Origin of the sequence: Planktothrix paucivesiculata PCC 9631 (genome assembly GCF_900009265.2) — a bacterium.
Taxonomy (GTDB): domain Bacteria; phylum Cyanobacteriota; class Cyanobacteriia; order Cyanobacteriales; family Microcoleaceae; genus Planktothrix; species Planktothrix paucivesiculata.
The window spans coordinates 176,100-201,102 of record NZ_LR735022.1; the positions used below are offsets into that span (position 1 = coordinate 176,100).

25 protein-coding genes are annotated in these 25,003 nt (G+C 39.6%); 11 read left to right on the forward strand and 14 right to left on the reverse strand.

Translation table 11 applies throughout. The annotated features are described in order from the left end of the window. Positions 1 to 98: 98 nt before the first annotated feature. From PL9631_RS19380 to PL9631_RS19415, 8 genes are all read right to left on the reverse strand, one after another. A complete protein-coding gene (locus tag PL9631_RS19380; protein WP_083622856.1) occupies positions 99 to 308 on the reverse strand; it encodes a hypothetical protein in 210 nt (69 codons plus the stop codon). After that, the gene (locus PL9631_RS19385; RefSeq protein ID WP_083622857.1) at positions 305 to 649 is read right to left on the reverse strand and encodes a hypothetical protein; all 345 of its coding nucleotides are present in this window, start codon (positions 647 to 649) and stop codon (positions 305 to 307) included. Before PL9631_RS19385 ends, PL9631_RS19380 begins: the two co-directional genes overlap by 4 nt. A gap of 195 nt (positions 650 to 844) precedes the next feature. Further along, entirely contained in the window at positions 845 to 3,064 is a 2,220-nt protein-coding gene (locus tag PL9631_RS19390) for an O-linked N-acetylglucosamine transferase, SPINDLY family protein (RefSeq protein WP_083622859.1), read from the reverse strand. A gap of 116 nt (positions 3,065 to 3,180) precedes the next feature. Next, positions 3,181 to 5,421 (reverse strand): O-linked N-acetylglucosamine transferase, SPINDLY family protein, encoded by a 2,241-nt coding sequence (locus tag PL9631_RS19395; RefSeq protein WP_083622861.1) that lies wholly within the window; start codon positions 5,419 to 5,421, stop codon positions 3,181 to 3,183. A gap of 107 nt (positions 5,422 to 5,528) precedes the next feature. Continuing rightward, complete coding sequence (locus PL9631_RS19400) at positions 5,529 to 6,053, reverse strand: type IV pilin-like G/H family protein (protein WP_083622863.1); 525 nt, start codon at positions 6,051 to 6,053, stop codon at positions 5,529 to 5,531. Positions 6,054 to 6,151: 98 nt separating this feature from the next. Beyond that, complete coding sequence (locus PL9631_RS19405; RefSeq protein ID WP_083622865.1) at positions 6,152 to 7,480, reverse strand: class I SAM-dependent methyltransferase; 1,329 nt, start codon at positions 7,478 to 7,480, stop codon at positions 6,152 to 6,154. A gap of 105 nt (positions 7,481 to 7,585) precedes the next feature. Then, the gene (locus PL9631_RS19410) at positions 7,586 to 8,911 is read right to left on the reverse strand and encodes a class I SAM-dependent methyltransferase (RefSeq protein WP_083622867.1); all 1,326 of its coding nucleotides are present in this window, start codon (positions 8,909 to 8,911) and stop codon (positions 7,586 to 7,588) included. 64 nt (positions 8,912 to 8,975) lie between these two features. Next, entirely contained in the window at positions 8,976 to 10,298 is a 1,323-nt protein-coding gene (locus tag PL9631_RS19415; RefSeq protein ID WP_083622869.1) for a class I SAM-dependent methyltransferase, read from the reverse strand. Between the two features lie 157 nt (positions 10,299 to 10,455). Between PL9631_RS19415 and PL9631_RS19420 the strand changes: the two genes are divergently transcribed. Then, positions 10,456 to 10,653 carry a hypothetical protein gene (locus tag PL9631_RS19420; RefSeq protein ID WP_083622871.1) on the forward strand — a complete coding sequence of 66 codons (198 nt, stop codon included), beginning with the start codon at positions 10,456 to 10,458 and terminating at the stop codon, positions 10,651 to 10,653. Between the two features lie 42 nt (positions 10,654 to 10,695). Beyond that, on the forward strand, positions 10,696 to 11,871 hold the full coding sequence (locus tag PL9631_RS19425; RefSeq protein ID WP_083622873.1) for a homocysteine biosynthesis protein: 1,176 nt from the start codon (positions 10,696 to 10,698) through the stop codon (positions 11,869 to 11,871). A gap of 88 nt (positions 11,872 to 11,959) precedes the next feature. Here PL9631_RS19425 and PL9631_RS19430 read toward each other — a convergent pair whose 3' ends face one another. After that, positions 11,960 to 13,006 (reverse strand): hypothetical protein, encoded by a 1,047-nt coding sequence (locus PL9631_RS19430; protein ID WP_083622875.1) that lies wholly within the window; start codon positions 13,004 to 13,006, stop codon positions 11,960 to 11,962. Positions 13,007 to 13,323: 317 nt separating this feature from the next. Here PL9631_RS19430 and PL9631_RS19435 point away from each other — a divergent pair, with 317 nt between their 5' ends. From PL9631_RS19435 to PL9631_RS19475, 9 genes are all read left to right on the forward strand, one after another. Next, the gene (locus PL9631_RS19435; RefSeq protein WP_083622877.1) at positions 13,324 to 14,232 is read left to right on the forward strand and encodes a tetratricopeptide repeat protein; all 909 of its coding nucleotides are present in this window, start codon (positions 13,324 to 13,326) and stop codon (positions 14,230 to 14,232) included. A 76-nt stretch (positions 14,233 to 14,308) separates the two neighbouring features. Next, positions 14,309 to 14,659, forward strand: coding sequence for a VOC family protein (locus tag PL9631_RS19440; protein ID WP_083622879.1), 351 nt, complete (start codon positions 14,309 to 14,311; stop codon positions 14,657 to 14,659). Between the two features lie 25 nt (positions 14,660 to 14,684). After that, positions 14,685 to 15,938: a rod shape-determining protein RodA gene (rodA, locus tag PL9631_RS19445; RefSeq protein WP_083622881.1), complete on the forward strand. Its 1,254-nt coding sequence runs from the start codon at positions 14,685 to 14,687 to the stop codon at positions 15,936 to 15,938. An 80-nt stretch (positions 15,939 to 16,018) separates the two neighbouring features. Continuing rightward, positions 16,019 to 16,429: a lysozyme inhibitor LprI family protein gene (locus PL9631_RS19450; protein ID WP_083622883.1), complete on the forward strand. Its 411-nt coding sequence runs from the start codon at positions 16,019 to 16,021 to the stop codon at positions 16,427 to 16,429. Then, positions 16,429 to 17,382, forward strand: a complete 954-nt coding sequence (locus tag PL9631_RS19455; RefSeq protein WP_197046438.1) for a lysylphosphatidylglycerol synthase domain-containing protein — start codon at positions 16,429 to 16,431, stop codon at positions 17,380 to 17,382. The genes PL9631_RS19450 and PL9631_RS19455 overlap by 1 nt, the downstream gene beginning before the upstream one ends. A 27-nt stretch (positions 17,383 to 17,409) precedes the next feature. Continuing rightward, a complete protein-coding gene (locus PL9631_RS19460) occupies positions 17,410 to 19,308 on the forward strand; it encodes a hypothetical protein (protein WP_083622885.1) in 1,899 nt (632 codons plus the stop codon). 118 nt (positions 19,309 to 19,426) lie between these two features. Then, positions 19,427 to 19,762: a cytochrome c6 PetJ gene (petJ, locus tag PL9631_RS19465; RefSeq protein WP_083622886.1), complete on the forward strand. Its 336-nt coding sequence runs from the start codon at positions 19,427 to 19,429 to the stop codon at positions 19,760 to 19,762. 115 nt (positions 19,763 to 19,877) lie between these two features. Beyond that, complete coding sequence (locus PL9631_RS19470) at positions 19,878 to 20,300, forward strand: BlaI/MecI/CopY family transcriptional regulator (RefSeq protein WP_083622888.1); 423 nt, start codon at positions 19,878 to 19,880, stop codon at positions 20,298 to 20,300. Beyond that, on the forward strand, positions 20,300 to 21,145 hold the full coding sequence (locus PL9631_RS19475; RefSeq protein ID WP_083622890.1) for a M56 family metallopeptidase: 846 nt from the start codon (positions 20,300 to 20,302) through the stop codon (positions 21,143 to 21,145). The genes PL9631_RS19470 and PL9631_RS19475 overlap by 1 nt, the downstream gene beginning before the upstream one ends. 85 nt (positions 21,146 to 21,230) lie before the next feature. On the opposite strand, the gene hypD is transcribed toward PL9631_RS19475, so the two are convergent. From hypD to PL9631_RS19500, 5 genes are all read right to left on the reverse strand, one after another. Further along, positions 21,231 to 22,382, reverse strand: a complete 1,152-nt coding sequence (gene hypD, locus PL9631_RS19480) for a hydrogenase formation protein HypD (protein ID WP_083622892.1) — start codon at positions 22,380 to 22,382, stop codon at positions 21,231 to 21,233. Positions 22,383 to 22,456: 74 nt separating this feature from the next. After that, positions 22,457 to 22,822 (reverse strand): hypothetical protein, encoded by a 366-nt coding sequence (locus PL9631_RS19485; protein WP_083622894.1) that lies wholly within the window; start codon positions 22,820 to 22,822, stop codon positions 22,457 to 22,459. Next, positions 22,822 to 23,037, reverse strand: coding sequence for a hypothetical protein (locus PL9631_RS19490; protein ID WP_083622896.1), 216 nt, complete (start codon positions 23,035 to 23,037; stop codon positions 22,822 to 22,824). Before PL9631_RS19490 ends, PL9631_RS19485 begins: the two co-directional genes overlap by 1 nt. A 42-nt stretch (positions 23,038 to 23,079) precedes the next feature. Further along, positions 23,080 to 23,283, reverse strand: coding sequence for a hypothetical protein (locus tag PL9631_RS19495; protein WP_231516791.1), 204 nt, complete (start codon positions 23,281 to 23,283; stop codon positions 23,080 to 23,082). Positions 23,284 to 23,436: 153 nt separating this feature from the next. Continuing rightward, complete coding sequence (locus tag PL9631_RS19500; RefSeq protein WP_083622909.1) at positions 23,437 to 24,777, reverse strand: adenylosuccinate synthase; 1,341 nt, start codon at positions 24,775 to 24,777, stop codon at positions 23,437 to 23,439. Between the last annotated feature and the right edge of the window lie 226 nt (positions 24,778 to 25,003).

Below are 25,003 nucleotides of genomic sequence, written 5' to 3' on the forward strand. Positions count from 1 at the left end.
ATTAACCCTTTAAAACTGGTCGTAGAAACGTTAAATGGAACATCTCTACGACCGAAATTGATTTCATGGCTGACTTTTTTAAAAAGTATTCTTTAACATTAAGTCTCACTCTTGTTTTCCACCGCTTCACCCTTGCACTTAGCTAATCGGTATAAAGTGAGTGGACTGTGACGGTTATGTTCTTCCACCATAGCAATTAATTCATCCAGTGCGAGGGTAACAGCGTCAATTTTGCAAATAGCCTCCCGCCAGTTTGCAACAGAACGTGCTCTTGTCTCTGCATCAGGTATTGTGCGTGGTTTATTCATGGTAGGTTCCAGATCCTTTTACTTTCTTGAGTGGTTGCTTCCACCGCATCAGCCGTTACTGAAGCTTGTTCAATAGTTTGACTCAATAAATTGATCATAGCAGTAGGAGCAATAGGTTGAGCCTCAGCGATCGCTAATGTCAGAGTAGCTAGACGTGAATAAGGATTTCTCAGACGCTCTGCGCCATTTTGTAATTGTTCCAATTCTGGAATTGTTTCCTCCGTCTCACCATACGCTTCAAACAAATTATACTCGGCTGTTTTTGCTTGATCTATCAATTCAACTAAACGTCGTTGCAGGTTGAAAATAATCATCAAAGTTTGAGGGGATACTTTTGCCATATTGAACTTATATAAATCTACAATCTACTACGGTACAACGATTGGCTGTTAACTATAGTAATCCTAAATAGGTTGTAACATTTTAATACTGACATGAAACAGCCAGAAGTATTCCCTGTTCCCTATTGCCCAGGAATTTTGGACACAACTCAAATAGGATTGCTATAGGTTACAAAAAATCCTACTATCGTTGAATTAATTTTTACCCTCAATATAGTTTAACCACATTTGTTCATAAGCATTTTCCATTTCCCGGGTAAATTTTTTCCCATTCCACAACGGAGCCGTTTGTCGATTTTTCCTTAATTTCCAAGCAATTTGTTGGCGTAAATTCTCATCTTTTCCTAACTTAATTCCCCATTCCACATATTCCTCATCTGTCCAAGCAATACCCTCTGTAATTCCGGCATTAATCATCATCGTATAACTATTTCGGGCTGAGAATTGTTGCCCGACTCTTGTTACCAATGGAATCCCCATCCACAGAGTTTCCATAGTGGTTGTCGCCCCATTATAGGGATAGGTATCGAGTACCACATCAGCAATGGCTAAATTAGCTCTATGGATGGCTTCTGTGGCTGATAAGGGTAGGAGTTTTAAGCGATCGCCCTCTACCCCCACCGATTCAGCAATTTCAGCATAAAATGTTTTTAAGGATTCTTGATCGGCCATGCCTTTAATCAGGAAATAACTATTAGGAACTTCCTTTAAAATTTGTAACTGTAATTTAGCCGTATCTGGATGATATTTATATCCTCGTTGAGCCGTAAAATAAATAATAGCATCATTAGGAATATCTAACTGATCTCGACGAATATTAGAAACAGCGACTTCAAAACCATCCACCGCAATATAGGTTTGAGGTAAACGCCAAATTTTTTCACTGTAGTAATTTTGAGCATCTTCAGGTAACACATAAGGGTCGGCAATAAAATAGTCAATAGATGGAATTTCAGACCCATCCCACCCTAACCAAGTCACTTGAATGGGTGCTGGTTTAATGGCTAAGGTTTCACAGGTAGAGCTTAAAGTTAAGCTATCAAGATCCACTAAAATATCAATCTCATCTTCATAAATTTTTGGGGCGACTTCCCTTCCTTCTAACCCTAATTGATGGGCTTTATTGCTTTTATTAATAAACCAGCTTTGCAATTCATCGGGTTGATCTAAAGCCGCCAATAAATAAGTATGAATAACAAATTTTTCTCGATCATGGTGTTCAAATAAACTCCGAGTTAACCAACCAACAGAATGACCGCGTAAACAATGAGAAACATAGCCAATTTTTAGGGGTTTTTCCGTAGAGTTAGAGGTTTTAGGCCGAGATTTCCACTGACGACATTGCTCTATAACCTGCGGAATTTGACTTTCTATATTAGACTGAAGAAATTGCGAAACTTCGCGCCGAATTAATAAATTTTCCTGGATTTTATCTTGAAAATAGGGAAAGAAAAAAGTTGTGGTAAAACAACCCACCGTTAAATCATAGGAAAAAGTTGGCTTTTCTGTGACTAACCGAGTTAGCAGGGAGTGGTAATCTTCCATCACCGAGCAGACCTGTTTCCAGCGTCCACCTGCACTCATTAAACCTCGAAGTAATAAAAATCTCGCATAAACTTGATCGGGGAAATCTTCCGCCATCGAGTAACAATACTCCGCCGCTTCTATTCCTTTGGCATATTCCCCAATATCTTGATAAAACATAGACAGACATCGGAGTAATTCGGGATGTTTAGGATGCAATCTTAACCCTAGCTCTGTAAACTTAATCGAGAGATTTGTTTGATGTCGAGAGTAAGCTAATCTATAAATAAATGGAATTAAAAAATTGAGATAAGATTGAATATCGGTAATATAATTAAGAGAAGTTTCAGCAAATTGGTATGATAAAGGATTTTCAGGTGCTTGCTGGCAAATTTTATCTAAAACTTGAAGTAAAAGTTCAGGATTAATGTCTGTTGTTGGAATAGGATCGGATTTCAGTAAATCCAAAATTCCCCATTCAATTAGTTCTTCACCGGTATAGGTTTGACCTATAGCAGATAATTGAACTAAATGCAATAAATTATTAATATATGTGGGATCAATTTCCCGAATATGCTGGCGAATTACCCAGGCTTTTGTATAATCTTCTAATATTAGCTGTTGGCGTTCGGCTTCCGTTTCTAAAACTTGGATTAATTCCTGTGTCCACTGTTCAATTTCTTCCGGTTCTCCCTCCGCCATTGCTACTAACCAAGTCGTTTGAGCTTCAACTTCCTGTCCTTGTAGCAACAGTAATAAACCCAAATACCAGTAAGAGGAAGTGATTTCTGGCTGAGTATTAATCAGTTCTTCATAATGATTTATAGCGGCAACATAATCGCCTGTTTCCAGATATTTAATCCCTTGTTGATTCCCGTTTAGTAAATTCATTGGAGTAGTTTAAGTAAAAAATTAACAGATTTATTGGTCTTAAAAAAATATCTCAATTCCTTTGTAGGAGCGAGGCGCGCCTACTACTATCAAAATTTTAAGCATAAATTACAAATTCAAGTTTTATTATTAATATAATTTAACCACATTTGTTCATAAGCATTCTCCATTTCCCGGGTAAATTGTTTCCCATTCCATAACGGAGCCGTTTGTCGATTTTTGATCAATTTCCAAGAAATTTGACTTCGCAAATTTTCATCCGTTCCTAACTTAATCCCCCATTGTACATATTCCTCATCTGTCCAGGCAATTCCCTCGGTAATTCCCGCATTGATCATCATGGTATAACTATTTCGGGCTGAAAATTGTTGTCCGACTCGGGTTACCATCGGAATCCCCATCCATAGAGTTTCCATGGTGGTTGTCGCCCCATTATAAGGGTAGGTATCGAGTACCACATCAGCAATGGCTAAATTAGCGCGATGGACGGCTTCTGTGGGTGACGACGGGAGTAGTTTTAAGCGATCGCAATCTACCCCTACAGAGTCAGCAATTTCAGAATAAAAAGTTTTGAGTGATTTTTGATCGGCTACTCCTTTAATAATAAAATAACTATTAGGAACAGCTTTGAGAATTGCTAATTGTAATTGGGCCGTGTGGGGATGATATTTATATCCCCGTTGAGCCACAAAATAAATAATCGCATCACTGGGAATATCCAACTGATCTCGTCGAACGTTGGGAATACCCACTTCAAAGCCATCGACAGCCAAATAAGTTTGAGGGAGACGCCAAATTTTTTCATTGTAGTAACTTTGAGCGTCTTCAGTTAACACATAAGGGTCAGCAATATAATAATCAATAGTGGGAATTTCAGACGCATCCCATCCTAACCAAGTGACTTGTACAGGTGCAGGTTTAACAGCCATAGCCTCAGCAGTTGATGTCAAAGTCAGACTATCAAGATCAATTAAAATATCAATTTCATCTTGATCAATTTTTTCAGCCGCTTCCAGACCACTGAACTCTAATTTACGAACGTTTTCAATATTATTAACATACCAATCTTGGACTTGATTGTAATTATAATGATCGTAACAAATAAAATAACCAAAAATTTCAAACTTTTCTTTGTTATGATATTGAAATAACCACCGCGCCAGCCAACCCACGGAATGGGAACGAAAACAATGGGAAATATATCCGATTTTTAAGCGTCGTTCAACAGCAGGCTGGTGGAAACGGGTAGTTTGTCGGTGGCGATATCGTTCTATTTGTTCCTTCGCATAGTTTTCTATATTTAATTGAGCCAGGTTAGAAACTTCACTTCTTAGCCTGGTATTTTCTTGAGGATTATCTTCAAAGTAAGGGGAAAAAAACATTGTATTAAATAATCTAATCGTCTCCACTTGCGATAAATCGGTTGGCTGTTCTTCTAATAACAATTTTAATAAATCTTTTTGCTGTTCCGTGGTTTCAACAAATTCTTTCCAGTAGCCCCCAGCACTCATTAATCCCCGCATAATGAGGTGGATAGCAAAAAATTTTTCGGCTAAATTTTTCGTTAGGGAAAAATAGAGTTTAGCAGCTTGGATTCCCTGGTCAAAACGGTTGCTATCTTGATAGACAGAAGCACTAAAACAGAGTAATTCAGGATGTTCAGGAGCTAAACGCAAACCCAGTTCAGTAAATTTGGCGGCGGTACTGAGTTGTTTGGCTGAGTGAGCCATTTTATACACAAAAGGAATGATCAGTTGATTAATAAAGACATCGGTGTTCCGAATATGAACTAAACTGGCTTCTGTTAAATTCAGGGATGAAGTGAGTAAGGGAGCACTATCTACAACACTTTTAATGACTTCGAGTAATAATTCTGAATCTACCGTTGCGGATTCTTGTTTGAGCAACTCCAGCAAACCTAATTCAATCGGTTCTCGACCGGTGTAGGTGCGTAAACAGATTGATAATCCGGTTAAATGCAGTAGATTATTAATATCCGTCGGCTGAATTTCTCGGATATGTTGTCGAATAGCCCAAGCTACGGCATAGTCTTCTAATTCTAAGCGTTGTCGCTCGGCTTCGATTTCCAAGACCTGAATTAATTCTTGAGTCCACTCCTCTATTTGTTCCGGCTCCCCATCGGCCATCCCAAATAACCAAGTGGTTTGTGCCTCTGCTTCTTGCCCTTGCAATAGCAACACCAATCCTAAATACCAATAATGAGATTTTATTTCCGGTTGGACTTCAATGGCTTGTTCATAAAGTTTTGCAGCCTCAGTATAATTATTTTTTAATAACAATTGTTCAGCTTTTTCTTGCCAATCCGATGTCATAGCTAGTAAATCTTGAGCAACCATATCATCCTATTCTATCATTTAAAAAATACATACAACAAAGCAGGTAGGAATAACAACTCCACCTGCTTATTGTTTTTAACAAGGAAATTCCTTCAAACTGACAGTTACTATTTCGTCACGACGGTCATGGCAGCTGCACAACCTACGACAGTTCCATCATTGGTCGTAGCAACAGGAGTTCCTGGGGCAGTGGTTTCACAAAGTACACTCTGAGCAGTCTTGGCATCACTGCCTGGAACCAGCACCAATCCAACACCACCAGCATACCCTTTCAAAGCTGAAGTGTTAATAGGTGCAGCAAGACTACCGACGTTACTGGTTGTAGTCGCACTGATTGTATAAACATAGTTAGAGGTTTGTGTTTTGAGGCCAATTCCTAGTTGCGTGACATCAGATCCAAAACCATTGTTTTCCACAAAGAAGGCTTGCTGACCTTTGTTAATGGAAGAAATATATTGTTTTCCTTCGGATTGTTTGGCTTTGTTAGCTTGGCTGAGGAAGGAAGGCAGAGCAATCGCAGCCAAAATACCGATGATGATGATAACAACTAACAGTTCAATTAAGGTGAAACCTTCTTCTTTTTTTCTATTAGAAACGTATTGCAGGAATTTAGCTTTAAATTCAGTCTTCATAGTCTTTTCTCCGTTTGGGGGGATGTTTAACTTTTTATCTGGTAGTTCTAACTTACCCACCTAATTGAAAGTTCATATCACCCCAACAAAAAATTTTTTCAATTTGATCCTGAACGCTCCAAAAGCACATAAAGAAAGGCATCCAGAAGGGTGAGGAGTTCTTTGACCTGCTGTAATGCCCTCTGGCCAGTAATAGGTTCTAGGGTAACTGAATCTACAGAATAGATGTGTTGCCAACGTTCTGCCAGGAACATTACCGTCTGTCCTCCACTCCACAAGGGCAGCAAGCAGGCTGCGCGACTACTCTCAAGAGTAATAGGTATGGGAGTGGGTAACTTCACATATTGGCTAATTTCATAGGGTCTATGGGTTTTGATAGATTCAATTAGGTCTGCTTTAGCTTGATCGGTTCTCAGTTGGGGATGTAAATGAACTTGTGCGGTTTGCCAGTTGGCTTCAGTCCATTCACCAACCGGGACAATACACTCCTGCTCAGAATGACCACACCAAAAATCCAATAATCGATGGACAGGATGAATCAACTCAAATAAATGTAACTGCTCCTCCACCGATGCTTCTGGTAAACTTAAGGCTAGAAAGCCAGGTAAGTGATCAGGCTCATTGAATAAATCCATTAGTTCCCATTGTTGCCATTTCACCATACTCAGAAACTGTAAATCAGTTGCTTTCAAAACAGCAAAAACCTCTGGTATTGTATAGCCTTTATCCCCTTGTAATAAGTAATTGACAAGCAACCATTCTTCGTTTTTATAACCTGGCGTATTCCAAGTTTGAGCTTTCAGTAAAACTTCATTTTTGATAGAATTTATCGTATCTCTGGCTACCTCTGCCTTAAGTTCTTGAGAAGATTCATCCATCACTCCCATCATCTTAAATAACGATTGCGCCCGAAAATAATTTGCTCTTTGATGTAAACTATGTAGATTGGCTCTAATAATGCCCTGTGGTTTTAAAACCTGTTTTATCGCTTGCATCGAATTGAATAAATTCGGGCACAGATAAAGAACTTCATCCGCATTAACATAATCAAACTGATAACCCAGTTGAGGTAAGTCTTCTATTGACAATACATAAAATTCAGCATTTTCAAACCCATTAAACTTTAAACGCTGTCGGGCTAGTTCTACCGATTGTTCAGAAATATCAATCCCAACAATTTTAGCCCCAGGATTGGCTTCGGCTAAGACTAAGGACTTATATCCGGTTCCACACCCAGCATCTAAAATTAGTTTACCTTCTGTATTAATTAATTTTTTATATTTCAAATAATAAGGGGTGACTAAATTATGAATAAACAGTAATTCATAGTCATTTTTAGGAGATTTATCTAAAGGAATTCTCGGATAAGGGGCTGAATCAAACTGCTGACGAATTTTTTTGAATAATTCAGTATTTTGATTTTCCATAATGTTTTTTCTGTAAAAATATGTTTTTTTCTTAATTAAAAGCTGACAAAGAGATTATCAATTTTATCATTAAATTCAACTAGGAACTATTTTTTTACATCCATTTTAAAGCGATCGCTCTAACAGGATATACAAAAACGGTTCCAGATCACTAAGCAGTTCTTTCACTTGCTCAAAAGCCATCTGATCACTAATCAATTCTAGTGTCACAGAATCTACCGGTTGGATCTGTTTCCATCCTTCCACCAAAGACAGGACAGACTGTTCACCCTCCCACAACGGCAGCAAACAAGCAGCGCGACTACTCTCGAGATGGATAGTAACCAGTGTGGGCAACTTGACATACTGGCTAATTTCATAAGGTTGATGGGTCGTAATACATTGAATCAGGTCTTCCTGGGCTTGAACAGTTCTCAGTTGAGGGTGCAAATAAACTCTTGCGGTTTCCCAGTCCCTATCCTCCCAATCTGAAACCGGAACACCGGACATATGATCATTGGGATGACCGCACCAAAAATCCAATAACCGATGAATTGGATGTAACAATTCATAGAAATGTAAGCGTTCTTCGATAGACAATTCGGGCAAGCTGAGGGCTAGAAAGGCAGGTAAATTTTCTGGATCTTCAAATAAATCTAAGGGTTCCCACTGTCGCCAACTAACCATACTAATAAACTCTAAATCAACCGTTCTCAGCGCTGAAAATAAATCAGGAATCGTATAACCTTTGTCTCCCTGAAATAAATAGTTCATTAAAACCCATTCTTTTTCATTTATTTTTTCAGGCTTATAGGTTTGGGACTTTAATAAAACTGGATTTTTAAAAGATTCCATTAGTTCACCGATGAAGTTAATTTCTAACTCCGTCGGGTTTCCATTCATTAATCCAATCCTGTTAAATAGGGATTGCGCCCGAAAGTAATTAACTCGCTGAAATGCACTATGAAGATTTGTTCTAATCATTCCCTCTGGCTTCAATACTGATTTCATTGCCTTCAGAGGGACTGTAATATCAGGAAATAAATAGAGAGATTCATCATGATTAATGTAATCAAACTGATAACCGAGTTGAGGTAAGTCTTCTATTGGCAACACATGAAATTCTGTATTATCAAAGCCATGATATTCTAACCGTTGACGAGCCAGTTCTACCGATTGCTCAGAAATATCAATTCCAACAATCTTAGCCCCAGGATTGGCTTCGGCTAAGACTAAGGACTTATATCCAGTTCCACACCCAGCATCTAAAATGACTTTTCCTTCTGTGTTAATAACTGTTTTATATTTGAGATAATAAGGCGTGACTAAATTATGAATAAACAGCAATTCATAATCAGTTTTCGGTGATTTTTCTAAGGGAATTCTCGGATAAGGTGCTGAATCAAACTGTTGACGAATTTTTTTTAATAATTCAGGATCGTGATTTTCCATGATAGTTTTTTCTGTTAATTATAGCAGTCGAGATCGGGAATTTTTTTCCTTTTTTTAATTCATTTTAAAGCGATCGCTCTAACAGAATATACAAAAACCGTTCCAGATCACTGAGTAATTCTTTTACCTGCTCAAAAGCCATCTGATCATTAATCAATTCTAAGGTAACAGGATCTACAGGTTGGATCTGTTTCCATCGCTCTACTAAAGACATCATCGATTGTTTTCCCTCCCACAACGGCAGCAAACAGCCAGCCCGACGACTCTCAATGTGCAAGGGGACAAGAGTGGGTAACTTCACATAATGGCTAATTTCATAGGGTCGATGAGTGCGAATACATTCCATTAGGTCTTGCTTGGCTTGGTCAGTTGTTAACTGCGGATGCAAATAAATCGTTGCGGTTTCCCAGTCCGTTTGCGTCCAGTCGGAAATATCTACAACCGTTGTCTCTAGGGGATGACCACACCAAAAATCTAATAATCGATGAACTGGATGTAACAATTCATAGAAATGTAAGCGCTCTTCCATGGACAATTCAGGCAAACTAAGGGCTAAAAATGCAGGTAAATTTTCTGGATCTTGAAATAAATTTAAGGGTTCCCACTGTCGCCAATTGACCATGTTGATCATCTCTAAATCTGCCCTTTTTAACATCTCAAAGACTTCAGGAATTGTAAAACCTTTATCTCCTTGTAAAAAGTAATTCATTAAAACCCATTCGTCATTATCTTGTAAGCCTTTTTCCCAAGATTGTGATTTAAATAACACTTGATATTTTAAAGATTGAATTGTCTCCCTGGCTATTGTTATTTCCATTTCCCCAGGGGTTCCTTCCATTAATCCCATCAGTTTAAAAAGGGACTGCGCTTTCAATAAATTAAAACGTCTGTATAAACTGTGGAGATTAGTTCTAATCATACCTACCGGTTTTAAAACCGACTTCATCGGCTTTAATGCCCTTACAATATCAGGCAATAAATAAAGCACTTCATCCGCATTAATATAATCAAACTGATAACCGAGTTGAGGTAAGTCTTCGATCGCCAACACATGAAATTCAGCATTTTCAAACCCATAAAAATTTAAACGCTGACGAGCCAGTTCAATCGATTGTTCAGAAATATCAATCCCAACAATTTTAGCCCCTGGATTGGCTTCGGCTAATACTAACGATTTATATCCGGTTCCACACCCGGCATCTAAAATTACTTTGCCCTCTGTATTAATAACCTTCTGATATTTTAAATAATAGGAAGTGACTAAATTATGGATAAATAGCAATTCATAGTTATTTTTCGGGTTGTCTTCTAAGGGAATTCTAGGATAGGGTGCTGAGTCAAACTGTTGACGAATTTTTTCTAATAATTCAGGGTCTTGGTTTTGCATGGGTATTTTTCAAGTAAACTATGAAAGAGCGATCGCACGAAACCGAAGAAACCCGGTTTATCGGCAATATTTTAGTCATTTAATCGATATTTTTGCGTGAGAAACCCGGTTTCTGCCTAGTTGTGATCGCACTCTCTATTTTTATAGAATGCCATCTATGGATAACAAAATCACATTTCTACTCAAAGTTCTACTCTTGTCCCTGGGACTATCGGTTTTGATTAAGTTCGTTGGCCCGTTGCTGGCAATTCCCACATCCTCAACCATTGCCCTAGTCGCCGTTTGCTTACCTTCGGTGATTCTAGCCCTATTATTCAGTTGGCGAGCTAGACAACATTCTCAACAACCGGAATAGTTGGCAAAAAAAGATGAGGGAGAGTTCAAAAACAAGCAATTGATGAAAACTATTACTGAAATTAACGATAAAATTCTTCAAAACCGTGCCGTTGTTTGGACAGTGGAAGAACTCAAGGCCCGAGTTACCCCCGATAATATCGCCCAAATTGCTGAACAGGTTGATGTGATCACTACCGGAACTTTTGAACCGATGGAGGGCTCCGGGGCTGTGATTAACTTAGGTCATACCGACCCCCCAATTAATATTAAAACCTGTTGGTTAGATGGGGTTCCAGCCTATAGTGGCTTTGGGGCGGTGGATTTGTATTTAGGGGCGGCACAAATGATAGACGACGCCGAGGAGACCCGAGAACGCGGTGGAGGTCATGTAATTGAAGATTTAATTGCGGGAAAATCGATTCATCTGAAAGCCTCTGGGGTGGTTTCTGACTGCTATCCTCGCAATTCCTTTGAAACCACGATTACCCGAGATACGATTAACCAATTTTATTTATTTAATCCTCGCAATCTGTATCAAAATTTTATTGTGGGAGTTAATGGAGGCGATCGCCCACTTTACACTTATCTTGGCCCCTTACAACCCTATTTAGGAAATGCGGTATATTCTAATCCTGGCGCTTTAAATCCCCTGCTCAACGATCCAGATTTACAACTAATTGGGATTGGGACTAAAATTTTTATCGGAGGAGGAATTGGCTATATTACTTGGGAAGGAACCCAACATTTTCCCTTGCAAAAACGCTTAGAAAATCGGACTCCCATCGGCCCGGCGGCGACATTAGCATTAATTGGAGATGCAAAACAAATGAATCCCTATTGGGTACGGGGTTGTTATTTCAATAATTACGGCCCTTCATTAATGTTAGGGGTGGGAATTCCGTTACCCGTTTTGAATCAAGAAGTGATTGTTCGTTGTGCCATTTCCGATCAAGATATTGTGGCGCCTGTGATTGATTTTGCGATTCCTCGGCGGGTACGCCCTACCTTTGGTTTAGTCACTTATAGCCAACTGAAAAAAGGCAAAATTTCTATAGAAGGGAAAACTATCAAAACCGCCCCTCTAGCCAGTATTTCCCGTTCTCGTGAAGTTGCTCAAGAGTTAAAAAAATGGATTGAGTCTGGAAGTTTTACCCTCACAGAACCCGTGGCTCCTCTGTCTGATAATCGTTCTTTTATACCCCAAAATATTTGGGGTTCTCAAATTAGTTTAGAGTGAAACTAATAACTGGTAAGTAAGGGCGAGTTCTTTTAGATTTTTGTTAATTACCGTGCATTTTGATGAACCCGCCCCTACAAATCTGATTTTAGCTTTCTTCCGAGGAAGATTTGCGTTTTAACGGTTTAGGAATCGGTTCTCGACGCTCAGGAGGCGGAGCATCATCCGATGGGAATTTAGGTTTATAAGGACGAGAACCCGCGTTAAACTGACCTTGACCGGAGGGTCTTCTCGGGCCGCCTTTTTGGAACGGAGGTCTGCGTTTTTTAGTCGGAATCATGCCGATATCGTGGCTTTCTTGGATGACTAAATAATCTTCTTGTAACTGAACGTGTAAATCCCAGAAATGACCGACGGCTCTCATCCCGGCAATTCCCATCAGTTTCAGTTTAAAAAACTTAGGTTTATCACTATCTTTGCGGGGAGATTGGCGAATTTTAACAATCACATACTTTTCAACGTCTTGAGATTGATAAACCACCTCGCCACGGATAGAAAAATAGCCCTGCTGAACATTCACTAAAGGGCTCTTTTTCTCCTCCGATGCTGCTAATTCAGTTTCAGAAGTAACGGCGGTTGAATCCTCGGGTGATGGCTCAGGTCTGAGAGTTTGGGGTTCCCAAACCCCCATAATTTGAACGTGCAGATTATCTTCTTCTTGGCGTGTACGGGGATAAACCACCCAAAGATGATCTTGGTCTAAGTCAATATGTTTTTTCACTAAACTCATGACCCGACCCAGTAACACCGCATCCAGGAGTTTACCTTCACTGGTGAGTAAGGTTCCCTGGGTAAACTGATCCACAGAAGCCATATATCGGCCATGAACTAATCCAATCGCCCGATATTGACGGGCTTCGCTGGGGGGCGGAATCGGATGTTGCCAGAGTCGCTCGATGGAGTCGAGAGAGTCGGGTTCTAATTCTGCGGTTTGATCGATTTGATCCGGTTCAGACGTGCTAGGGCTCGTCTGGGGGATATTTTCTGGGGTTTCTGGGGTTTCTAGGATAACACTTTCACTTTCGTTTGGTGTATCAATGGAGACATCTTGAGACATATTCACGGCGGGCTCACTAGCTGGAGTTGAGCTTGAAGAACGTTTGGATCGAGAGGAACGATTGGGAGAAGGACTCATAACACCTCTTAGCGGAGACACATCCCTTATGGGAGCGAAGACATAGAAAACAAAAACCCTTTTTCTCTAAAAATTGATCCAGGGCTTTATACTAAACATTAAGTCACGGATCAACACTATCAGGACATTTCAATATTTGCACCCCTTCTGGAGAAGGAGGCAACCGTTACTCTGACCATTACATTAATACGGGTCAACCTACCTATTTTACTTAATCTCGGTGCGGATAGGATCAACCCCCGGCTTTCTACATCAACTGTTTCTGTTAACATATTAGCTGCAAGGAAGTTGGCCTAATAGGTACAGGATTGAGTTTCATGGTAGATAAACGTCGTGGGTTCGTTAGTGTGGTCTTGGTTTTAGCGGTGATTGCCTTTGTGGGATTTTCCATGGGGCCGTTGATTGGTGGGATCGTGGAAAATAATCAGTCGAAACAACCGACTCCCACCCCAACAACACCATCAGCCCAAACCGGGAAACAATCGGATTTACAAGCACAAGCTCGCGGTTATGAGTTGGTATTGCAGCGAGAACCCGATAATGAAACGGCTTTGAAGGGTTTATTGGAGGCGAAGTTACAACTAATTCAGTTTAAACAAGCCGAAGTTAAGGATGTGATTGAACCTTTAGAAAAACTGTCTAAAAAACACCCGGAAGATACGCGCTACAGTGTCTTATTAGCCCAGGCGAAGGCCTATAGCGGGGATCAAGAGGGTGCCGCCCAAACCTATCGGACAATTTTAGCTAGTCAACCCGGAGATATCCAAGCCCTACAGGGTTTAGCAAATTTATTCTTACAACAAAAACGTCCCGAAGCGGCCATTGGATTGTTACAGGATACCCTGAAAGCGGCTGGCAATGCCAATCAAACCGTACCAAATACCATTGATGAAATGTCGGTACAGTTGATTTTGGGGCAGGTTTACGCAGAGGATAAACGCTATGATGAGGCGATCGCTATTTATGATGAAGCGATCAAAAGTGATCAAAAAGATTTTCGTCCAGTTTTTGCCAAAGCTCTGGTTTTAAAAGAACAGGGAAATCTGGGAGAAGCGGAACCTTTATTTGCTCAAGCGGTGGATTTAGCCCCGGCGGTTTATAAGGATCAAATTCAAAAACAAGCAGGAGGTAATATTGCTCCAGCTAAGTCGGTTGACCCCGTTTCTCCTAATACTTTAGAAACTCAACCGGAAACCGATTCTGCACCCAAAAAGCCGGCTGAGTAAACCGACGGCTTTCTCCTTCAAAATGTAGTCATCAATTCGTGACAATAGAGTTAGAGAAACGTTAATTTTTGTAGCCATGAACTTGAAACGTCTAGGCCATGTTGCCATTTGTGTGAACGATATCGACTCCTCCGCAGAGTTTTATCAAAACTTAGGGATGGATTTAGTTTGGAAGGATGGGGACTGGGCCTATTTAAAAGCGGGTGAGGATGGATTAGCTTTAATGAGTCCGGGTTACGATCAGGCTGGGCCTCACTTTGGTTTTGTATTTAGCGATCGCACTGAAATCGAAAGTGCCCACCACAGTTTAAAGGCCCAAGGAATTCCGGTGACAACGATTCATGAACATCGGGATGGTACGGCTTCCTTTTATGGTCGAGATCCAGACGGAAATGGTTTTGAATACCTGTATGAACCCATTAAATAGGTTAAGAGCGTTTTAGCAAAAAACTATGTTTCAAAAAATTCGCTGGGGAAGTCGCCGGGGTTCAATATTTTATGCTTGGGCTGAGGCGGATTTGTGGCTGCTGGGGGCTTGTATTCTTCTCACCGTATTTGGCGGAGTCATGATTCGCAGTGTGGAATTACAGCAAGGTTTAACCGACTGGTGGCAACATTGGATCACCGGAGCGATTGGTTTAACTTTAGCTTTGATTTTTTCCCGTTGCCGTTATGAACGCCTAATTCAGTGGCGATGGGTGATTTATGGAATTATCAATTTATCGTTGATTGCGGTACAAATTATCGGCACAACCGCATTGGGGGCGCAACGATGGATTAATATTGCGGGTTTTCATGTCCAACCCTCGGAGTTTGCTAAAGTCGGAATTATTATTACCCTGGCTGCCCTACTCCAAGAGTTAAAAACTCCAAATTTGGGGGATATGATTCGGATTTTAGCGATCGCGGCGGTTCCTTGGGGATTAGTATTTATTGAACCCAACTTAGGAACCTCTTTAGTATTTGGTGCGATTACTTTCGGGATGATGTATTGGGGTAATATTCATCCGGGCTGGTTAATTTTGTTGGTTTCTCCCGTGGTCGCCGCCATTGTTTTTAATGTCTATCTTCCGGCCGGGATCATCTGGGCTGTGTTAATGGGTTTTGTCGGTTGGTGGAGTCTGCCTTTAAAATGGTTAACTGGCCCCCTAGCTCTATTAGTAAATTTAGGAGCCGGACAGTTAAGCCATATCCTCTGGAATGTATTGCAAGACTATCAAAAAATGCGGCTGATTGGATTTTTGAATCCTGAGCAAGATCCTTTGGGGAGTGGTTATCATTTAATTCAGTCTCGTATTGCCATTGGTGCGGGACAATTATATGGGCGAGGACTTAATCAAGGCACTCAAACTCAACTGAATTTTATCCCGGAACAACATACGGATTTTATCTTTTCAGCCGTTGGGGAAGAATTGGGTTTTATCGGTTGTATTGCGGTATTAGCAGTATTTTGGTTTATTTGTTTACGCTTAGTGATTATTGCCCAAACTGCTAAGGATTCTTTTGGCTCTTTAATTGCCATTGGAGTCCTTTGTATGCTACTATTTCAGGTATTTGTTAACATTGGAATGAATATTGGTGTAGCACCCGTTACCGGAATTCCTCTGCCTTTCTTGAGTTATGGTCGATCCTCATTACTGAGTAATTGGATAGCTATTGGCATTGTACAATCGGTGGCTAACTACCGACAAAGAATTAAGTTCTAAGCAATGTCAACTTGAATATTGATCAGGATTATTGCCCTAATTTAATACTTTTTTCCGAAACATCATTTGTTTTTAACACTATGCGAAAAATATTAACCCTCTGTTTCTTGGTTTTTGTAATTACTAACTTTCCGATTTTTGTATATTCGAGTTTCGCTGCACCGGAAACACAGATTTCCCAAACTGTTCGGTGTAAGCTCGATGGCAATACTTTAGAAATGCGAAAATGTGCCTCTGATCAATATCAAATCGCCGATCAAAAGCTGAATCAAACTTACCAAAAACTCATTAGTCAATTATCCCCAGAACGAAAAAAACGCTTAATTGAAGCACAACGGGCTTGGATTTCTTTTAGAGACAAAACCTGTAGTTTTGAAGCCAGTCAAGTTTTAGGAGGAACAGCCGAACCTTTATTGTTAACCCAATGTTTAGCAAACGTGACTCAGCAAAGGGTTCAAGACTTACAAAGTTATTTAGCTGAAATTAAATAATGCCCACCAGTTCCTGGTTAAATTCCGAGATGAATCGAATGCGTAAGATTCTGCCTTCTTTTCTCGGCTTTTTGCTATTTTGTCTCTCAATTTGGGCGATCAGCCAAAAGTTAGAAAAATATTCTATAGATGATGTTTTGATCAGTCTATCTAATATTCCTAAAATCAATAGGCTGGGCGCAATTTCTTTGATGACCATTAGTTATTTAATGACAACAGCCTATGATATTTTAGCATTTATTTATATCGGCTTTCCCCTGAACTATTTTAAAATTGCCATAGGTGCATTTATCAGTTATGCAATTAGTAATAATGTGGGGTTTTCCTTCTTAACCGGGAGTGCGGTTCGTTATCGCCTATATTCAAGATGGCGTGTCCCTCCAGGTGTTATTGCCCAGGTGATTGCCTTTACTAATTTAACATTTTGGTTGGGATTATTGGGAGTCTGTGGATTAGTTTTTCTGTTAACTCCCTTGAAAATTCCTAGTATTTTAGATTTACCCTTTGTATCAGTTCGTCCGGTGGGAATCATCTTTCTCATAGCCGTTGCTGTTTATTTATTATGGGCTGGTTTTAATCATAAACCCGTCAAATTGGGAGAATTAGAATTAAACTTTCCTACCGTTAGTCTTTCACTGGCTTTAATTGCTTTTGCCACCTTTGATTGGGGGGCGGCCGGAGGGGTTTTATATGTCTTATTACCCGAAGGTAGCACGTCTTCTTATCTAAGTTGTTTTAGTATTTATTTGTTGGCAATGATAGCCAGTATGATTAGTAGTATTCCCGGAGGCTTAGGGGTTTTTGAAACTGTGGTTTTAACCTTGGTTTCTTCGGAAGTAAATCCAGCTAAGGTTTTAGGATCTTTATTAGCTTATCGAGCTATTTATTATCTACTTCCTATGATTGTGGCGACTTTATTACTGGCAATTACTGAACTAAAAAAGCAGCAATAATACCCTTTATTATAGGTAATTATGAAGATGAAGTTTGAACCCCCAATTTCCACTCAAAGCACAGGTTTATCTCTCCTCGTCGCTAGAATTTTAGCTTTAATTGTTACGGCTAATTTCTGTTTAGTTGTTTTTGATTTAAGTTATATTAGACTTCGTAGATTTTATTTACAATGGAGTCAACATCAAGCCCAATCGGAAAATACGCCTAAAAATCAATATTTGCAGCAAGTTGATCAACTGGAAAAAACGATTAATCAATTTGGAATTGAATCTGAAGAAGTTAAGTTAGCATTAACCGATATTCGTGAGTCTAGTTTAGAATTATTTATAGAAAATCCCCAGTTTCGGATTCTCAATTCCTATGGGACTTTAGCGGAAATTCAAAAGCGCTTTCAAAATCACGTTAAAATTAATGATTTTCAGCAAGCATTAGAAAAATTCTGGAGTCCTGATTTTTTCAATCAAAAACAATGGCAAAAAGAGTTAATTTTTTTCAATCAAAACATTAGATTTTTAATTTTATTTAATGAACCCAGTTTAACCTATGATATTATTAAAGGGATTGAACCGGATCGTATGACTCAAAGTTATTTAGTTAAAGTTTCAGAATTAAAAGTTTATTTAAAATACAATGAGTTAAATACCCCTAAAGCCCAAACTTTACTCCAGGATCTCCGAAAATCTAGTGCTAATATTATTGATCGGACTTATTTCTTACAATTAGAACATAATTTAGGGCCGTTAACAGCAGCGAAATATCGCATGATTGATCATATCTATAGTCGAGATCCCAAGGTGACAACTCGGCTAACTCCTACCTTAAAATTTTTATATAAAATTAACCTATTAAATTTTTTAGCCCCAGAGTTAATTTGGGCTGATCGCTCCTCCAGACAGGCTTTTTATGTCTTTTGGAGTGTGGAAAATTTAGAAAAACAAGGATGGGAAAAAGAACTCGAATTTTTTGAAACAGATATTCAGGGTTTAATGGAGTCATTTTATTTTCGGCAATTGAGTTTAAATGGTCAATTTGTGAATCGATTTTGGTTGATTGATTTACCTTGGATCAGCCTGTTTTTCTTAATCTTCTTAATGGAAATTTATGTTCTTCGTTCTCGCCAACCCCAATTAACACTAAAGGAAGCAATTTTAAAATTATGGTATTATGTATTTTTGTTAATTCCTAAATTATTGTTTTTACGTTTTATTTCAGCCGTTTATCACTTAAATCGAGCCAACTTTCCGAGTTTACAACCTACGATTGATTACCTAAAACTCAAAATTATTTATAGTTTTGCTCAAGAATTAGTTCAGGTGTTAGTCAATCAAGGAGTTGATAAAATTCAAGATTTCGTTAAACAAGGAAGCCTGAAAAAGTTAGTCAATCCGCCTTCCTCCTATCAATCTATTTCCTTAGAGGATATTAAACTCGAATTTCAGTCTCCCCCCGGAATTTCTAACCAAATTGTTGAAATTACAATTTCTAAAGTTTTACCCACAATTCGTCCTGAATTAGAAGCTTACCTACACTATCAAGTCGCTAACTCGATTCAACAGTCTCCGATTTATAAAGGATTAAATAAAATTCCTTTGATCGGACATCTTCCTCAACAAGTTGCTGATAGTCTCGTGAAAAAAATTGCCATGACTATTTCAGAAAGTCCTAAAAAATCTATGGAAGCCGGGAAAAATAAACCCCCTGATTTTATCGCCATGCAGTTACAAAAACGCTTAACACGACAGTTTGTAGATACATTAAGAATAGAATTACAAAAAGAACAAATTGTTGATGATGCCGAATTAATTTTAGTCAAGTGGTTAGAAGGGTTAAAATCCAATCAAGTTAAAGATTTAGAAGCCAAACAAATTATTAAAACCGTTAACATCGAAGAAAATAAACAAATTTCTCCGAGTCCAGATTCATAAAATCAACCGATGGCTTTTCCCCTAGAGAGGGACAAGTTTGACGGCCTGTCTTTTGACAAGGGTAAACCGCTTTTGCACCATAGAAGGATTAATTCAATTTCCTAACAGGAGAACACCGATGAAAAAAATAATCTCAGTTTTGTTAGTCATGACCGTGGCTATTTTAACTTTTGTTCCTAGTGCCTTCGCCGCCGATTTAGCAAGTGGAGCTAAAATATTTTCGTCAAATTGTGCATCTTGTCACGCCGGAGGGAAAAACTTAGTTAATGCGAGAAAAACTTTGAAAAAAGCGGATCTGGAAAAATATGGGATGTATGATCTCCAGGCAATTATAACCCAAGTAACAAATGGGAAAGCAGCCATGCCCGGCTTCAAAGGTCGTTTAAAAGACGATCAAATTGCCGATGTTGCCGCTTATGTATTAGCTCAAGCCGATCAAGATTGGAAAAAGTAATATAGCAAATTTTACTCAATAATTCAGGGTAGGAGCAATTCATGAATTGCCCTACTTGATTTTGTTTAAATCATCTATTACACTGACTCAATAATAGTATTTTTATGGATTCCCTATGGCTCCTTTGCCTGATTATCGTCCTCGGCAACTTTCCCTCGGCCCTTTAGAAACGGAAATCCTAGAAATAGTCTGGGAATTGGGTATAACCACGGTTAAAGATGTCCATGAACGGATTTTATCTGACCCGAATCGAGAATTAGCCTATACTTCAGTCACAACGGTATTGCGTCGTTTAACAGATAAGGGTTGGTTAGCTTGTAATAAACAGGAACGGGCTTTTTATTGGCAAGCTTTACTCACCCGCGAACAAGCCCAGGCAATTTTAGCTTATGATCGGTTAAATCGATTTTTAGCAATTGGTAATCCCGATTTAGTCGCTTCTTTTGCTGATAGTTTGGATACCGCAAGTTTAGATCAAATTGATGCCATTGCCTCACGCCTTGATGCTATTCGTCGCCAACGGGAGGGACAACAATAATGCACTTAATGATTATTTTATTCGCCCTAGGATGCGCGGTCGGTTTGCGACTCATCCCATTGTCTCAAGGAGAAAATTGGCATCAACGCTGGCAAAAATCTCTATTTTTGTTTGTCTGTCCACCTTTGGTTTTATTGATGACCGCTTTGGCGATATTATCGATGGGAACAAAGGGGGAAATGTTGGGACTTCAAGCCAGTTGGTTTAGTTATTTTCTGGCTTTGGGGTTTGTCGGTTGGGGAATATTAACGGTTATTAAGTTAATCGGTCAATTGTGGCAATCTCAATACCGAATTCATCGCTTATCTCAACAGGTTATCCTAGGAAAAACAGCGAGAATTTTAGAGGATGATTTTCCCTATAGCGCTCAAATTGGATTTTGGCAGCCGAAATTGGTAGTTAGTAGAGGATTATTAAACCTCTTAGATGAGACCCATTTAGAAGCAGTGATTGCCCATGAACAAGCCCATTTAAACTATCGAGATACTTTTTGGTTTTTTATATTAGGTTGGCTACAAACTTTAACCAGTTGGCTTCCCAATACCAACCAACTCTGGCAAGAATTACTATTATTAAGGGAGATGCGGGCTGATCGTTACGCAACCCAACAAGTTGACGCTTTAGTATTAGCAGAATCCCTATTATATCTTGCCAAAGCTCCGTTTAAATCCCCCGATTATGGCAATTTATCCTTTAGTTGTTCTATTCGTAGTAGTCGTTTAGAAGAAAGAATAGATGCAATTTTAACGGAAGATTCTGTTCCTTTAACCTGGGGATGGTGGGTCTGGATATTACTATTTTGGGTCTGTTTACCTTGGATTACAGTACCTTTCCATTATTCCTAATCATAGCAATTCTTTGAATAGCTTTAACCTTAAAGGAAGGGATTCTATAGCAGTCGCGCCTAGAAATTAGGACATCAACTGATGCTCAAAACTCTTTTCTTCCCTGTTGCCTGTTGCCTGTTGCCTGTTGCCTGTTGCCTGTTATAGTTTGTTGACGATAGCGATAATAGGCGGCACAAGCTCCTTCAGAAGAAACCATTGGTGCCCCTAACGGATGTTCGGGAGTACAACGGGTTCCAAAAACCGGACATTCCTGGGGTTTTTTAATCCCTTGGAGAATTTCACCACTAATACAATCTTGGCAAGGAGAAGAAGCGGGAATTAACTGTTGAGAATTAAACCGTTTTTGAGCATCAAAATTAATATATTTTTGTTTAATTCCTAACCCACTTTGCGGAATTTCTCCCAGTCCTCGCCATTCCCTGGGGACAATTTCAAACACTTCTTGAATGATAGTTTTAGCGGTTTCATTTCCCTCTGGACGCACGGAACGATTATATTGATTTTGTAATTTATATTCTCCTTTTTCCAGTTGTTGAATACAGAAATAAATTCCTTGTAAAATATCAATGGGTTCAAACCCAGTTACAACAATTGGAATATTATATTTATCAACAATCGGTTCATATTCCGTATATCCCATAACGGTACAAACATGACCCGCGGCTAAAAACCCTTGTACCTGACAATTAGGACTTGATAAGAGGGCTTCCATCGCGGGAGGAACCAAAACATGGGAGACTAAAAGGGAAAAGTTATTAATATTTTGTTGGTGGGCTTGATAAACAGCCATGGCGGTGATTGGGGCGGTAGTTTCAAAGCCAACGGCAAAGAAAATCACCTGTTTTGTGGGGTTTTGTTGGGCAATTTTTAAACAGTCTAAGGGATTATAAATAATTCGGATATCTCCCCCAGTAGCTTTAACACTTAAGAGGTCTTTTTCACTCCCCGGAACTCGTAACATATCTCCAAAGGAACAAAAAATAATATTAGGTAAAGAGGCGAGGGCAATAGCTTGATCAATAATATTAATATCAGTTACACAAACGGGACAGCCCGGGCCATGAATTAAGGTAATTTCTGAGGGGAGAAGTTCATCAATTCCATATTTAACAATGGAATGGGTTTGGCCTCCACAAATCTCCATAATTTTCCAGGGTTTTGTGGTGATTGATGCGATCGCTTTGGCATAATCCTGAGCAAGTTTTCCATCCCGGTATTCATCAACAAATTTCATAGTATTTTTTATAACTAATCAATCAATTATCGTTATATTAACACTTGTTCCCTGGCTCTGCCACGGAATGAAAGCTAACATCTTTGCAAATACAGAAAATCCTGATTTTCGATGCACTTGCGGAGTTCTTGTAAGATTTTTAAGCGGTATGTCGCCTGTTGATACTCCTGTTTCGAGGGAGAGTCCCCCAGTTGAGTTAGCACTTGATCACTTTCTTGGGTGATCGCATCTCGAAAAAAATTCTTGAACTTTTTGCGAGTGTCTTTCCCTAACTTAACCAAGAATAGTTTTTCTGTTTCTCCATCAATCTCCATTTTTCGCAATACCGACTTGCCAATTTTTGAGAATTCGGATTTTGCTAACCATTGATAAATTTCTTCTGAAACATCGACCGAATAAGATAACTCACCATTAGCAGGATAGAACACAATATCTAACATTATCCTTCCTCCTCTACTTCAGATTCCATAAACTCGCTTTCAGGGATTTCTGCATAGGCAATATTGGCACTATCTAGTAATTTTTTAGCCTGAGATGTAATTTTACCACCACATACAACACCAATTATAGAACCTTTTTCAATCATTTTCTGTGCATCTCCTTTAGTTACTCTTTGTCCCTTAATTTCAATATGAGGTTTTTCTGACTCGTTCATGATTTAATATTGTTTAAAGAATTAAATTACTGTTTTTTTAGATTAATTAGACTGGTTCTGCATTTGATTAATAATTTCCTTAACCCTTGGGGAATCTTCAGGATTAATAATCAAAATATCGCCTTTCGGATCATTTTTAGTTGTTTCTTGACAATTTATTCCTTCTTCTTTTAACTTTTTTATAACAAATCTCTTTAAGTTTCTATGTTTAATATATATTTCTATCATTCTATCTTCGTCGGACATGAAATCAGACATTTAAGACCCCCTTTAGTGTTTTATCTAAATTTTAAAGACGGTCGAATTCTCGATTAAACATGGAGAAAAGCAGTTTTAGATGTAGTTCTAACCATAAAAAAGCATTCCCCGGCCGAAACCAGGGAATCACAAAAAAAGATATTAACCGCCAACGGTGATGGGTTGTCCATCCGCGTCTAATAGCGCCCGTTTCGGGCCGTGAATCGGATCTTCCACAATAATAGTTTGATCTCGACTCGCACCTAAAGAAACAATCGCGATCGGAACTTTCATTAATTCCGCCAAAAATTTCAAATAACTGAGTGCTGCTGGGGGTAAATCTTCTAATTTCCGACAGTCTGCGGTGGATTCTTTCCAACCTGGAACCGTTTCATAAATGGGTTCGCAGCGAGCAAAGGTTCGCGCACTACTGGGGAAATGTTCGCACCGTTCGCCATCAATATCATAGGCGATGCAAACTTTAATTTCATCCAAGCCATCCAAAACATCTAATTTAGTAATGGCTAAACAGTCTAAACCGTTGATTCTGACGGCATAACGGCCAATCACCGCATCGAACCAACCGCAACGGCGTTGACGTCCGGTGGTGGTTCCGAATTCCGCGCCGCGATCGCACAAGACCTGGCCAATTCCATCCACCATTTCCGTCGGGAATGGCCCTTCTCCGACCCGGGTAGTATAGGCTTTTGCCACCCCAATTACCCGGTCAATCATGGTCGGGCCAACTCCCGTACCCACACAGGCGCCACCCGCAACCGGGTTAGAAGATGTCACATAGGGATATGTCCCATGATCCAAATCTAGCAGTGTCCCCTGGGCTCCTTCAAATAAAATATTCCGTCGATCCTGCACCGCAGCGTAGATTTTTAGTGACGCATCGACGACATGGGGACGCAAGCGTTCTGCATATTGCAAATATTCCTCAATCACCGCTTCCGGGTCGAGGGGTGGGAGATTATACAGTTTTTCGAGAATAACGTTTTTATTGCTAATCGTCCAGCGCAACTGATCGGGTAAACTCTGGGTTTCCATCAAATCAATGATCCGAATACCCGTGCGTTCAGACTTATCGGCGTAGGTCGGGCCAATTCCCCGGCCCGTTGTCCCAATCTTTTGAGATCCCCGTTGTTCTTCCGATGCTTGATCCAGGAGGCGATGGTAGGGCATCGTCACATGGGCTGTCTGGGAAATCATCAAATTTTTGGTGGAAATCTTCAGAGACTCCAGTTGATCCAGTTCTTCAATTAAAATTTTGGGATCAATGACGGTTCCTGAACCGATAATGCACTCGGTATCGGGATATAAGATGCCTGAAGGAATCAGGTGCAGTTTGAAGGTTTGATTGTCCACAACAACGGTGTGACCTGCATTTACGCCACCTTGATAGCGGACAACTACATCTGCTGAACCACTGAGCAGATCTGTGATTTTGCCTTTTCCTTCATCGCCCCACTGGGCACCGATAACAACTACGTTAGCCAAGAGAGTTTTCACTCCGACAGTTTACACAAATCCTGATTATCTGTTATTTCGGCAACTCTGTCAAATTAAGTTTTGTGAAATCTTTTGTGGAGAGGGAACACCGGAATAGGGAATGGGTAATGGGTAATGGGTAATGGGTAATGGGTAATGGGTAAGCTGTTAATTATCTAAATTTTCGAGGCTATCCAAGCCAGTAAGGGGTTTCAGCCTCTAAAATATGCAGTTT